General features: G+C 66.4%; 12 protein-coding genes. 7 read left to right on the top strand and 5 right to left on the bottom strand.

The genetic code is table 11. From position 1 onward, the window contains the following. Positions 1–293 precede the first annotated feature (293 nt). The gene (locus MKK82_RS25945) at positions 294–743 is read left to right on the top strand and encodes a hypothetical protein (RefSeq protein ID WP_243987280.1); all 450 of its coding nucleotides are present in this window, start codon (positions 294–296) and stop codon (positions 741–743) included. A gap of 523 nt (positions 744–1266) precedes the next feature. Continuing rightward, positions 1267–2331, top strand: coding sequence for a hypothetical protein (locus MKK82_RS25950; RefSeq protein ID WP_152997459.1), 1065 nt, complete (start codon positions 1267–1269; stop codon positions 2329–2331). 36 nt (positions 2332–2367) lie between these two features. On the opposite strand, the gene MKK82_RS25955 is transcribed toward MKK82_RS25950, so the two are convergent. The 3 genes from MKK82_RS25955 to MKK82_RS25965 all read right to left on the bottom strand — a co-directional run bounded on the left by MKK82_RS25955 (position 2368) and on the right by MKK82_RS25965 (position 4104). After that, positions 2368–2859, bottom strand: a complete 492-nt coding sequence (locus MKK82_RS25955) for a hypothetical protein (RefSeq protein ID WP_152997460.1) — start codon at positions 2857–2859, stop codon at positions 2368–2370. Further along, positions 2856–3530 (bottom strand): hypothetical protein, encoded by a 675-nt coding sequence (locus MKK82_RS25960; protein ID WP_152997461.1) that lies wholly within the window; start codon positions 3528–3530, stop codon positions 2856–2858. Before MKK82_RS25960 ends, MKK82_RS25955 begins: the two co-directional genes overlap by 4 nt. Before the next feature lie 82 nt (positions 3531–3612). Next, on the bottom strand, positions 3613–4104 hold the full coding sequence (locus MKK82_RS25965) for a hypothetical protein (RefSeq protein ID WP_152997462.1): 492 nt from the start codon (positions 4102–4104) through the stop codon (positions 3613–3615). A 356-nt stretch (positions 4105–4460) separates the two neighbouring features. Here MKK82_RS25965 and MKK82_RS25970 point away from each other — a divergent pair, with 356 nt between their 5' ends. Then, positions 4461–5015, top strand: coding sequence for a hypothetical protein (locus MKK82_RS25970; protein ID WP_152997463.1), 555 nt, complete (start codon positions 4461–4463; stop codon positions 5013–5015). A gap of 50 nt (positions 5016–5065) precedes the next feature. On the opposite strand, the gene MKK82_RS25975 is transcribed toward MKK82_RS25970, so the two are convergent. Beyond that, positions 5066–7657, bottom strand: a complete 2592-nt coding sequence (locus tag MKK82_RS25975) for a recombinase family protein (RefSeq protein ID WP_058191630.1) — start codon at positions 7655–7657, stop codon at positions 5066–5068. Positions 7658–8595: 938 nt separating this feature from the next. Next, positions 8596–8925, bottom strand: coding sequence for a hypothetical protein (locus MKK82_RS25980; protein WP_152997464.1), 330 nt, complete (start codon positions 8923–8925; stop codon positions 8596–8598). Positions 8926–9315: 390 nt separating this feature from the next. Here MKK82_RS25980 and MKK82_RS25985 point away from each other — a divergent pair, with 390 nt between their 5' ends. The 4 genes from MKK82_RS25985 to MKK82_RS26000 all read left to right on the top strand — a co-directional run bounded on the left by MKK82_RS25985 (position 9316) and on the right by MKK82_RS26000 (position 12596). Continuing rightward, the gene (locus tag MKK82_RS25985) at positions 9316–9975 is read left to right on the top strand and encodes a response regulator transcription factor (RefSeq protein WP_058191631.1); all 660 of its coding nucleotides are present in this window, start codon (positions 9316–9318) and stop codon (positions 9973–9975) included. A 71-nt stretch (positions 9976–10046) separates the two neighbouring features. Continuing rightward, positions 10047–11255, top strand: a complete 1209-nt coding sequence (locus tag MKK82_RS25990) for an ATP-binding protein (protein ID WP_243987281.1) — start codon at positions 10047–10049, stop codon at positions 11253–11255. A gap of 92 nt (positions 11256–11347) precedes the next feature. After that, complete coding sequence (locus tag MKK82_RS25995; RefSeq protein WP_058191633.1) at positions 11348–12121, top strand: hypothetical protein; 774 nt, start codon at positions 11348–11350, stop codon at positions 12119–12121. 73 nt (positions 12122–12194) lie between these two features. After that, positions 12195–12596 (top strand): histidine kinase, encoded by a 402-nt coding sequence (locus MKK82_RS26000; RefSeq protein ID WP_243987282.1) that lies wholly within the window; start codon positions 12195–12197, stop codon positions 12594–12596. The last annotated feature ends 40 nt before the right edge of the window (positions 12597–12636 follow it).

Genomic DNA, 12636 nt, shown 5'->3' on the forward strand with positions numbered 1-12636 from the left:
AGACGAGGGCGACGATGGCGGCCAGCCTTGGCGACATCGCTCGGTGATGGTCGGATCGATCGTTCCTTGCGGGGCAGCTTCGGGGGGGCGGCGCGCAACATCGCGATGGTGCGGCCCGCGCCTTCCGGAGCTTCGGCGTAAGCGATAGCTTCCTAACCCGGCACAGCGCCGCGCCCCGGAGACCCCAAGGTGGATCGACGGTTCACCCTGCATCCCGCCTCGAACCGATTTGAGCCTGTCCATCTTCGGAAGCGAGGCGGACGCGACGGAGAGTCCGGTCGCATACGTATGCGATGCTTGACGCCGATCGGCGGTCTCCCAAGGGCCGCGGCAAGGCGGCGTTCGTAGACATCAAGGAACTCACCGAGGAACCGCTTCTCCGTATCCTGACGATGAACGGCGTGAAGGCGGTCGTGGACCTGCGTCCGCTCCCGATCTTCGAGCGACCCCGCTTCCGGCACAGGCAGGTGGTCTTCTACCTGCATGATCGTGACATCAGGTACGTCGAGTTCGCCTTGATGGTGCGGCACCCCATGCGGATGGGGACCGCGTTGGCGGCGATGCACGCATCGGATCTTTATGGGAAGATCGAGCCTGCACTCGAAAACGGTCTGTCCCTCTGCCTGTACGACAAGGCTTCCGGGGACCTGAGCTGGTTGGACGAGATGCGACGCCTCGTGCGACTTTCGAAGGCGCGCCTGTCCGAGCTTCACCCCCGTGCGCTGATCGGGATGCCCCTTTGACCCCCTGGGCGTGACCAGCCCCCGCCTCGGCCCGATGCGAAATCGCTCCGAAGCGATTCCCGGCCTCGCGTGTTCGCCCGAGAAGCCGGCAATGCGTCGCGGACGTTTCTCGCCGTGGGGAAGGGCGACCATTCCATTGGGTGCGACACTACCGAAGCACGCCAAGCCGAACGCGTGTTTTCAGGCACCCCGGAGCAAGGGCAGGGACATGTGCCGGCGGGACCGTGCCTTGGACGTTCGCGGTCTTCGCGCGGGACCCGACAGGTTCGTCCCACGACGCCCACGGTTCATCGCATCGGCTCACCGAGCTGGTAACGCCACGATATTGGCGCCTTGTCTGGATCCCGCATCGAAATTGATGACCGAGCATGCGAGTTCCCGGTCGCGGAATACCGCGCGTCGGTAGCGAAGTGTTGTGCTTCGGCTTGCCCTCGTACTCTGTTCTGCCGATGCATGGCCTCGGCCACGACCGAAGGCTCGCTTCACGGGTCCGCGCATGCCGTCCGTACTTCGCCTGACCGCCTTGGCCGCCGGCGCCGTCCTGTCGCTGGTCGTGACGTCCGTCCACGGCCAGCAATCGGTCCTTACCCTTGCCGATTGGACGGCAACCGTTCCGATCGAGGGACCACGCACCTCGCATGCTGCGTTCGTGTCCGGGAATCGCCTCTACGTGCTGGGCGGCTTATTCGTCACGGGGAACGTGCCGACCTTGCTCGACGATGTGCAGGTCGCTGAGTTGGGCAACGACGGTTCGGTGCTCGGATCGGGATGGCGCGACGCCGGTCGCATCCCGGTCGCACGCTCCGGCCACGGCCTGATTGCCTTCGACGGTCGCGTCTACCTCGTGGGCGGATACTCCGCGACCGGGACGCTGGGCGATACGAACGTCGCCGCGCTTCGAGAGGACGGGAAGCTCGGTCCCTGGGTCCCGAGCCCCAATCGTCTCAACATCCCCAGGTCCAATCTCAGCCTGCAGATGTGGAAAGCTCCCTCGGGCCAGGCGCACCTGCTCGCGATAGGAGGGGTCAACCAAGTCGGATCCGACACGGTCCATTTCGACGAGGTGGAGGTCGCGACGGTTTCCGGCGACGGGTCCGTCGGGCCCTGGCGCGTCTGCCCCTTCCATATGAAGGGCGGTCGATCCGCACCCGGCACCGCGGTGCAGGGCGATGTCCTGATCGTGCTCGGCGGCTGGGGCGACCTCCTCGACGACGTCTTCGGGGATATCCAGACGAGCCCTCTCGGCGAGGATGGTTGTCCAGGCCCGTGGGCGACCTCGCCGCGCGCCTTGCCGCTGCCTGTCTATGGCCATTCGGTGGTCGTCATGGGCGCCACGGGTCCGATCACCGCGTTTGTGCTCGGCGGTAACGCGGGCCAAGGCAATTACTTGAAAACGGTGCAGACCGTATCCCTCGGGAAAGACGGCCGACCGGGAGGCGTCGGTCTCGACAGCCATCTTTTCGCGACGGCCCGCTGGGGCCACGCCACGGTTCGCTACAACGATTACGTCTACGTGATCTTAGGTGCTCGACGCGGTGAGGGCGGGTTCCTGTCCGACGTGCAATATACCCGCGTCCCTCACCCCTGAGATGGCGATCCGACCGACCTCCGTCGAATCGGAGAACTAGCCGGTGACCCTGGAGAGACGGTGTCCGGGGGGCAGGTCGCGAGTGGTGTTCGCGATGGTCCACAGGGCCTCGTTGGCCGCCGGTTCACGCGTGATGGTCCCGAATGGATCGAAGGCGCAATACATCAGGCCCTCCTCCTCGTCCTCATGGCAGAAGAGCAGCCCGATTTCCCTGTCCTCGCTTACCAGAACCGAATAGGCGACGGTCAGTGGCCGCGATAGGGCCTCCGCGATCTCCGCGGGCAAGCTATCGGGCATCGCGTAGGAAGCCCGATCCGCGATCTCCCGCAGGTCGCAATAGAAGGACATGTCATCGTCGGCCGTCGGGGAAAAGCTCGGCGGCGAGGTCGATATGCGGATCGGCAGACGCATGGTGAAATCCCGTGGTTGGAGGGTATCGGCGACCTGAAGGTCGGTCGCGAGAACAGGAAAAATTCTGGGTGTGGGAGCCTGGCGTCCGATTTCGACCTGAAGGGTTTGCTTCTTCAACTCGCGCGCTCGCAGAAGGCCCGGAAAACGACCTCGTCCCGCTGATCCGTGGTGGTCCATGCCGAAAGCCGTCCCAGGATGTGCAACGCCGCGTGACAGTCCATCTCGACGACCTTGTGCGGCCAGGCGCGATCGAGCGAGACGGTCAGCGCCAACGTGCCGTCCTCGGTATGGAAGCTCATGAGCGCCACGGGACCGACGATGCAGACGGCGACGACGAAACCACCGAGCGTGCGTAAACGGATCGAGGGATCGGTCGGCATTCCCTCGCCGTGAGCAACGATGGTGGCCGCGAGGCGCAGAGCTGCAAAACGGCGAACCGAGCGTCCCGTTCGGTGGATCGGGACATGTCTGCCGTACACCGGCCGCCCGATGCGTCGGGCGTTCCCCACCCGTTGTCCGGGTGCGGCCAGACCGTGCTTCCAGGACAGTACCAGGCAGGTGACCTGCGTGACCCAGTCTCCCGGCACATAGGTCCGGACTCGGACATGGTCATCTCCAGCATCCCCGTCCAGGACAAGATTACCATTCCACCACAGCCGGTGGCGGTCGATGCCATGCCTGTAACGCCGGCTCTTCAGAACGATCTCTGGACCGATCCGGCGCACTTCCACACCACGGTGTTTCTGGATCACCCCGGTGACGTCCGAAAGTTCTTCGACGAGGGCCAAGATCCTGCGTCCGGCCGGAAGATTATCGACCGATGATCTGACCATGACCAAATCCACTTGAAGATTGTCGGGCGCCGGAAGATCAGTCGATAGCCCGCCGATAAAGCGAACCGTCGAAGCGGACCATCTTGTCTCGCCGTAGCCGTCTGAGTGCTTTCGAGACCGTGTTGTCCCTCTGTCCACCATGAGGGGCGTCCCCGCGGAGCTTCACCAGGATTTCCGCGGCGGCGATTCCGGCGTCACCGGCGCGATCGATGACCGCAAGAGCGTCGTCCGCCGTGCTGGGCCGCTTCGTGCCGGCACGGCGCAGCACCGTCCGGGCCCGCCTAGGCTCGGCGGAGGCGTCCGGGGCGAGTGCGACGGGATCCGTGGTTCGTGGCTGGGCCGCCGCTTCGTGCCGCGCCATATCAGGCTCGGACGGACGTCCGTCCTTTCCTTCAAGCCTGCGAATGATGGCGTTACGTTCCCACTCCGCCCCGGCCAGGAACACCGCCTTCAAAACGTTGTGGAGCTGGTCGCCGAAGGATCGAGCGGCAGCGTCCGCAGCTCGATCGCGAAATTCCTCGTCTGTCATCCGCGGTGTCCTCCACGCCTTGTCGAGATAGGCCGCAGCACAGCCCATGTCCAGGAAATAACACATCAAGGAAGGAAGGGAATGCGCAGGCCGATCCCTTAAGGACATGCTTCGGCTTCAGGCCGTGTTCTCGGGCCCTGCAAAACACCGCTGCGACGGGACTTGACGACCTCCGGCCACGCCCAATTCGACGATACTCCGCAGCGATCGCGCCGCGGACATCGGACGCGTTCAGGCATCGGTCTGGCCGGGGGGACCGAAAGCGCGTCGGCGCCGGTCGACCGAGAGCGCAAAACGCCTTGACAGAAAGCTGTAGGCATGAATCCGTGGTGATTCTGCTTCGAGGAGGCTTGTCCGTGTTCACTCCGCCAGACCACCTTTACGCCGCCAGGAAGGTCGCACTGACCAAGCGGATGTTCGAAGAAGCGGGCCACCCCCTGTCGCAGGACGATTGTCGGCGCATCGTCGCTCTGGCGTGGGGGTACGCCAGTTGGAACCACGTGAAGACGGCGATGGATGAGGGGTATGCCCCAGGCCCCTTCGACGAGGCCCTCGCGGGCGAGGACTTCTTGATGGCGCCTGCGGATGCCCCGGGCGCCATGATCGTGGCCCGACGGCGCGGATCCACCGGCAACGCCGTACGGGCCGTGACCCGACTTCCCTTCAACGTGTGCGATTCCTTCTCCTCTCATGTACGCCTGACGAACGACCCGACCGCTCGGTCGGGAAGGAAGGAAGCGGCCCCGTCGTCGGAGGCATGGCTCACGCCGGTTCAGTTCGCCGAGAAAGTGAAGCGCGGCTCGCAACCGCCTCCGGCGATCCTTGCCGAATTCGCGCGGTCGCTTGCTTCGGCCACCCGCGACATCGCCCCGTTCGTTCCCCTCCTTCCCGGCCAGCGTCCCCACCGGTGAAGGCGGGGGCCGGCCAGGACGGCGTGTGATCGGTTGGCCCGCGGCACCGCCTAGCAGGTCCTCCGGCTGCGTCCGACGGCCCCGCCCTCCTTGCTGGGCGGACGCAACTCGGCGGGCGCTACGCCACCGTGACGTGCGTACCGAGACCTCTTGGGCGTCGAACCCCGCCATTCGGCCGAGCCGCGTTTCCGCTTCGCAAGGCGATCCACGTCGAGCCCATCGACCAGTGCGGGAAAGCTTTCGCGCCACATCGCGACCAGTCTGTCCCAGCTGCCGCTCGACACGAGCCGGCGCATGGCGTTTTCCACCACGCGTCCGTCGCCGAAACGCTGCGGCAGCCGCCGCCACGACATGCCCGTCCGCAAGGCAAGGATAACGGCCTCCAGAAGCAGGCGGGCGGGGAGCCCACGCGTGTTCTTGTAGGACAGCTCGACGCTGGGGTGCAGCAGCGGCGCGGAAGCCGCCCACTGCGCGTCGTCGAGTGCCGTCTGTCCGTCGAGCGCATGAAGGCGCGCTGCGCCACCGCGACGCTCGCGCCAATCCTCGGCTCCCACCTTCCACCGGGAGCGGGCGGATACCACCGGCCGCAGGTCGAGGCTTTCCACGAAACCGGGGTCCGATCCCTGCAGCGCGTCGAGGAGGATCTGGTCGCCCGCTGCGTAGATGAACCTGGTGATGGCACGTTCCATCTCGATGGAGTCCCCGCAAGCGGAGGACAGGACCGGCAGGCCGGTCCTCAGGCGGAGCAGGAGGGCGTCGACTACGTCGCGCGTCGAGAGATGCCGGGAATCCGCGCGGCGGCTCGTCACGTCAGGCAGCCGGTCGGCGACCAGTTCCCACCGCCTGTCGTCGATGCGGTGCTCGCCCGTGCTCTTGAGGGCGGCGGCGGCGTCGCCCAGACGCGCGTGGCGCCCCATCGAATGCTCGATGGCGACCTCGACGACATCGCTTTCGAGGCACGATGGGGCCGCGCGATCGTCGTCATGGAGGAAGGCGAAGAAGTCCAGTTCGATGCGCAGGTTCAGGGTCCCCTTCGGCTGTTGCGCGCGCCGGACGACGACCCGTCTCACGAGCCGTGCCAGGGCTAGCGAGAACTCCGACTCGCCCGCCGTGGTCGCCCTGAAGGGCAGGCGCGTCATGATGTGGTCGAGCGTATCGGACAGGGCGCGAAGCCGCTCGTCGGCGCCGAGCACCTCCGGCAATTCGACCAGCGCATCCAGTTTCCCCTCGGCTTCCTTGAGCTGCGCATTGAGCAAGGCGCGTTTCTCGGAGAGGATTTTCGGGGGGTAACCGCCTCGGATGTCCTCGTCGAGAAGGCGCATGAACTCCGCGTGCACGTTCTCGATCTCCCGCATGGCGTCGGCGCGCGCCGACCTGCGCCGGGCTGCCGTCTCGCGAAGGGAACGATCGACGGCGACGGCGAAGTCCTCCTCGTCGACGAAGGACCGTAGTTTCGCCCCGATCGCGTCCAGGACGGCCCGCTCGACGTGCGACGTGATGATCGAATGGGTGCGCGCCCGACAGCCGTCCCCTTCCTGGTAGCGGTTGCAGGTCATCTGCCGGGGCGACATCACGAACCGCTGGCCGGGCTCCCCGCAATCGCATGAAGCCTTGCCCGCCAGGAAGTGCGGGAAGGTACGGGGAGTGGACCCCCGCGGACGCCGGCGTGAATTGACCGCGTAGAAGAGTTCGTCTGGAACGATGCGAAGGTTCTCGAAGTGTGCCTTCGACATCTCGCTCGGATGTCGAAGGACCTGCTTCTGCGTGTTACTCTTGCGGTCGTAGACGGTCCTCGTGAAAGGGTAGAACCAACGGCCCGTATATGCGATCTGACCGAGCATGTTGGCGACGGTCGTTTTCGTCCATTTACAATCCTCGCTCGGCCCGGGAGCACCGCGGGCCTTCATCGCGATGCCGATCTTCCGGTAGGACACGCCGGTCGCCGCCATTTGGAAGACCAAAAGGATTATCTCCGCCTCCGGTCCATACACGACGAGAAAGCCCCTCTCCTCGCCGTAGCGGTAACCGAAGAACTCCCCCGAATGAGCGCCGCCGGCGGCCGCGTGCTGAAACCTGCCCATGCTCAAGATAAGGTTTCGTCGGTCGCGGTCGGCCTCGGCCTTGAGCGCGGCCTCGATCACCTCCTTCTTGGACAGCACCTTCCTGTCGCCTGCGCTGTGGAACTCGACGCCCAACCTCATCAACTCCTCGCAGAGCTCGACGGCGTCATACGTCTCGCGGGACCAACGGTCGAAGTCCTCGACCATGATGATCACGATCTTCCCGGCACGGCAGTCGGCCAACAGGCGCTGGAGACTTTCACGGTTCTTCGTCGTCCTCGCGCTGCGAGCGGGGTCGGCGTAGAGCACGTAGATGGCGTAACCCAGCGACAGCATGTACGCCGTCACGATGCTGATTTGCCGGTCGATGCTTTGCTGCTTCTGCTTGCCGGAAGAGTACCGGGCGTAGAGGGCGACGACGATCAGCTTGTCGGGCGCCGCGAACTTATCCTGCCGCTCCACGTCCAAGTTGGCGCGCAGCGCCATCTGGTCGAGCGGCGACAGGACGCGCGTCTCGTCCCGGTTCCTCAGGTCGACGGCACCGGGAAGCAGGGGAGCGGGCTTGGGATCGTCTTGAGCCATGGCCTTGCCTCCTTCAGGACTTCACGGGTCGGCCGGAGCGCGTGGCTCCGAGCGGGCGACGCGGTGTCCGGCACAGGGTCGACGCGACAGATTCGGACCCAGGATTTGCGGCCCCGCTTCCACCGACACGTTCGGCGCAGGGGCTGAGTTCGACGCCATCGAGAGGGCTTTGCGTTCTGTCGGGCTCAACGCACGGCGAGGCCGCGATCGCTCCGCAGCGGCCCGATGGACCGACGTGGTGCCGCGCCAGTTGCCGGCTTCGCTGGGCACGATACCGTTCCGCAAGTACGCCCGTGATGCGTTGTCCCTCGTCCTTCATGACCGCGGTCCCTCCTTGCGCGTCGACGATGGGACGTCGGCGTCCCCGCTGTCGCTCCGTGCTCGTCGGGGGGAACTAAGGCCCCGTTCCTGGACTGCAAGGTCGGGGGACAAATCCGTTTCCCCTCGTGTCGGGCTTGGGCTCTCTCCGCCGCCATTGCGACCAATCCTTCGAGCAGCGCATCCATCGCGGTCAGGGACGTGTCCGGCCCGGACGGCCCACGTCGAAAGCGTCTGATCCCCATAGGCAGACCAATCCTTTCTGTTTCGATGTAGCCAGGGCTCGGGCGGCGGGGGCTTGCGCGCAGGCATGACATGCCGCGAAAGCCCGCAGGGGCTCCGGCTCGGTCCACGAACTGATGCTGAGGAACGAATTATATCAGGAAGGATTACGGCCGGCAACGTTTCCTAAGCTGTTCCCTCCGGATCACGTCGCCGACACGATGGCCTAGACGCTTACGATTTATTCGGCGAAATCTCGAAGCCGCACCTCTTATGCTATAACATCAACGTGTTTCGATATTAAATCTGTGACGAGAATTTGTATCGCGATGCAAATCAGCGGTTTTCGTTATGGTTACCGGGTTTCAGATCCACACGCCACACGCGGGGGATCGAGATCATTGCCGGCGATGATGGACTTTCAAATCTGTCGAGCACGATCGACCGGCAACTTGCCTCTCAACTTCGCTTTGAAACCGATCGGTACCGCTTCCTGTAACGCCTGGGCCGAGCGCGAGCCCCTTCTCGTCGTCCGGCAAAAGGATGGCGCGATGCTCGATGTCCTCGCCGGGGCGAAACTGATGGTGAAGGCGTGCCGGTGCCGATTGGGCCAACGTCCGCAAGGCGAAACGAGGCGGCTCGATCCAGAGACGGTACGTGATCGAGATGTGTGCTACGAAGACCATCTCAGAGCTCATCGATGTTGCCTTCTCGGTGTCGCCTTTCATCGGTGCCTTCATTTAGTCTAACGCCGCATCCCACGATGTTCACATCCTCGGCCGCCCGAGCATCACGACGCCGGCACGGCCCTCGTTCATCTACGAAGGGATGCGCCTTCCTATCGGTCGGTCTCCGGCCTCCATGCCGCGATCCCTGGCGATGGTGGAGTCCGATCCCAAGGCTCGGAGCGTCCATGCCGATCCGCCGACACCCCCACGGCGGTCAGGGTGCGGCCATCCTGACATCGGTCGTGCGGAGCTTGTCGTTGAGTGTGGGCGGGTCCCCGGCCGAGCCAGCCCGAGGGATCGCGGGCCGAGGGCTCCCAGCCCGATCCGGGCGGCGACGGCCCTTGCGTGGATCGTTCATTACCGAAGGCTCGAAGGTGGACGGACAGATCTATGCGCGTGCTTTTGATCGAGGATGACCGGATGATCGGCGAAGGGCTTTCGCACGGCCTCTCGGCCGAGGGCTATACCGTCGATTGGGTCCGCGACGGCGCGACGGCCGAAACCGCGATGCGCGACGGCGGCCATGCGCTCGTCCTGCTCGATCTCGGCCTGCCGGGCGGGGACGGCCTCCAGGTCCTCCGATCCGCCCGGGCGGCGGGCATCGATACGTCGGTCCTCATCGTCACGGCCCGGGACGGCCTCGACAGCCGCATCGCCGGCCTCGACCTCGGGGCCGACGACTACCTGGTGAAGCCGTTCGAGTTGCGCGAGTTGCTGGCGCGGATGCGGGCCATCCTCCGGCGACGGGCGGGACGGGCGAGCGCCCGGCTCGTGGCCGCCGACACCGAGCTCGATACCGAGACCCACGCCCTGTCCCACGCCGGCACCGTCGCGTCGCTGTCCGCCCGCGAGTACGCCCTGATGCACGCCCTGATGGAGCGGCCGGGCCGCATCCTGTCGCGGGCCCAGATCGAGGAACGCATCTACGGATGGGGCGAGGAGGTCGAGAGCAACGCCGTCGACGCCATCATCCTCACCATCCGCCGCAAGGTCGGCAAGGGCGCGATCCTCAACGTCCGCGGCGCCGGCTGGATGGTGCCCAAGCCATGAGGCCCGTTTCCCTGCGCCGGACCGCGCTCGGGTGGATGACAGCCCTTCTCGCCGGCATCGGCCTTGCCGCCATGCTCGCGGCCTACGTCCTGGCGCAAAGGGAAGCATCCGATTTCCTCGACGGGCAGTTGCGTCAGGTCGCCCTCAACGCCGGCTCCGGACTCCCGGACGCGGACGCCCCACCGGCCGCCGACCAGGATCCGGAGGACCAGCTCGCCGTCACGATCTGGAAGGACGGGCAGCTCCTACGCAGCGACCGCGGCGTCGACGAACGGCGGCCCGAGCGCACCGGCTACGCGGACATTGTCATGGGCGGGGAAACCTGGCGCACCTATGCGACGGCCAACGGCACCACGATGGTCCGGGTCGCGCAACGCGAGGTGGTCAGGACCGAGTTCGCCCGGCACGCGGCACTTGGAGCCTTGGCCCCCCTGCTCCTCCTGATCCCGCTGTCGTGGATCGTGGTCGGGTGGGCGATGAACCGGGTCCTCGGGCGGCTGGACGATCTGGTGCAGGACCTGGCGGGGCGGGGCGCGACGGCGAACGGCCCGCTAGCCGCGCGTGGCGTGCCGGCGGAGGTCGCGCCGCTGGTCGAGGCCATGAACGGCCTGATCCTCCGTCTGCAGGCCGCGCTCGACGCCCAAAAACGATTCGTCGCCGACGCGGCGCACGAGCTGCGCACGCCGCTCGCCGCGATGCAGATCCAGATCGACGCCCTCGTCGGGGATGATGGCGAGCGCCGCACGGCGCTCGCGGGGGGCATCAATCGCGCGAGCCGCCTGGTGGATCAGCTCCTCCGCCTCGCCCGCCTCGACGACGACATCGCGGAAGGTCGAGGGTCCGTCGACCTTGGACAGCTGCTTCTGGACTGCGTCGCCGACCATGTCGTAATCGCGCAGGGCAAGGACATCGACCTCGGCGTGGAGATCGAGGCGCCTGCGCGGATTCCCGCCGATGGCGACGAGTTGGCGACCCTTTTCGCCAATCTGATCGACAACGCCCTGCGTTACACCCCGGCGGGGGGGCAGGTCGACGTCACGCTCCGGCTCGTCGATGGGGAGGCCGTCGTGTCGGTGTGCGATACCGGCTGCGGCCTGCCGCCGGGCAGCGCATCGCGTCTCTTCGACCGCTTCTTCCGGGCTGCGCCGCCGGGGATCGAGGGAACCGGTCTCGGCTTGGCGATCGCTCGCCGCGGCGCGGAGCGAAACGGCTTGAGACTGACGGTCGAGAACCGCCGCGACGGGCAAGGGGTTATAGCGGTGGTCTGTTCGCAGGCCTGAGAACTTCCCTGCGCTCCCCGGGGCCTGCGCTCATTCTGTCCTCATTCTGGCCGGCTATCACTCGCCACCACGACGACGGACGGGAGTCGGCAATGGGCGGGATACAGGGCCGGATCCTGAACAAGGTCCCGGAGGTCACCGCGGCCTTCTGGGTCATCAAGATCCTCTCGACGACGGTCGGCGAGACCGGTGCCGACTACCTCGCCGTCAACGTGGGCCTCGGCGCTGCGACCACGACCGCGATCACGGCCACCCTCCTCGCCGGGGCCCTCGCCCTGCAGGTCCGTGAGCGGCGCTACGTGCCCTGGATCTATTGGGTGACCGTGGTTCTCGTCAGCGTGGTCGGCACGCAGGTCACCGACATCCTCACCGACAAGCTCGGCGTCAGCCTCTTCGTGAGCACGGGCGTGTTCGCGTGTGCCCTCGCGGCGGTGTTCGCCGTCTGGTTCGCGACCGAGAAGACCCTTTCGATCCATGCCATCGTGACCCGCCGGCGCGAGGCGTTCTATTGGCTCGCCATCCTCCTGACCTTCGCGCTCGGGACGGCGGCGGGCGACCTCGCCACGGAGGCGCTCGGTCTCGGCTTCAATCTCGGCGTCGTCATCTTCGGCACGGTCCTGGCCGCCCTCGCGCTCGCCCGTAGCCTCGGCGCGAACCCGATGGCGACCTTCTGGCTCGCCTACATCGTCACGCGGCCGCTCGGCGCGTCTTTGGGCGATCTCCTCTCGCAGGCCCGTGAGTACGGGGGGCTTGGGTTCGGCACGGCCCATACCAGCCTCGTTTTCCTCGCGGTCATCGTCGCCTTGGTGGGGGCCCTGAGCCTGGTCCCGCGATCGCGCGAGCCCGAGGGACTGCGCGGGGGCTGAACTTTCCCCGCGAGCGGTCCGAACGCCCTCCCTTTTCCCTCCACCTGACGCCACACGAGCCGGAGCGAAGTCCATGCGAACGATAATCCTTGCCACGGTGGCCGCCGCGATCGTCGGCGGCACCGCCGCCCCCCTGGTCCTGCTGGCGGTGCAGGATGCCGGCGCGACACCGGCTACGCCTGCCGCGTCGAAGCTCGGCGACCTCTCGAAGTTCCGGGCCATCGTCGTCGAGGTGAAGGCCCTCGCCGACCGGGACGACCTTCCGGCCGCGAAGGCGCGGATTAAGGACCTCGAACTGTCCTGGGACGGGGCCGAGGCGGGTCTGAGACCGCGCGCGGCCGTCGATTGGCACGTCGTGGACAAGGCCATCGACGGCGCCCTCGACGCGCTGCGGGCGTCGCCTCCCGACCCCGTCACCTGCCGCCGCGCGGTCGACGAGCTGCTCGCGGTCATCGACCGGATGCAGGTCGCCTGAACCAACGCCGGCCACTCACAAGGCATCCCCATGCGACGAA

This window comes from Methylobacterium sp. E-046 (assembly GCF_022829625.1).
Classification (GTDB): domain Bacteria; phylum Pseudomonadota; class Alphaproteobacteria; order Rhizobiales; family Beijerinckiaceae; genus Methylobacterium; species Methylobacterium longum.

Bases quoted from the DNA above. Each gene is read 5' to 3' on its own strand.
- MKK82_RS25945 (WP_243987280.1), top strand. From the start codon at position 294: ATGCTTGACGCCGATCGGCGGTCTCCCAAGGGCCGCGGCAAGGCGGCG.
- MKK82_RS25965 (WP_152997462.1), bottom strand. From the start codon at position 4,104: ATGACAGACGAGGAATTTCGCGATCGAGCTGCGGACGCTGCCGCTCGA.
- MKK82_RS25975 (WP_058191630.1), bottom strand. From the start codon at position 7,657: ATGGCTCAAGACGATCCCAAGCCCGCTCCCCTGCTTCCCGGTGCCGTC.
- MKK82_RS25980 (WP_152997464.1), bottom strand. From the start codon at position 8,925: ATGAAAGGCGACACCGAGAAGGCAACATCGATGAGCTCTGAGATGGTC.
- MKK82_RS25985 (WP_058191631.1), top strand. From the start codon at position 9,316: ATGCGCGTGCTTTTGATCGAGGATGACCGGATGATCGGCGAAGGGCTT.
- MKK82_RS25990 (WP_243987281.1), top strand. From the start codon at position 10,047: ATGCTCGCGGCCTACGTCCTGGCGCAAAGGGAAGCATCCGATTTCCTC.
- MKK82_RS25995 (WP_058191633.1), top strand. From the start codon at position 11,348: ATGGGCGGGATACAGGGCCGGATCCTGAACAAGGTCCCGGAGGTCACC.
- MKK82_RS26000 (WP_243987282.1), top strand. From the start codon at position 12,195: ATGCGAACGATAATCCTTGCCACGGTGGCCGCCGCGATCGTCGGCGGC.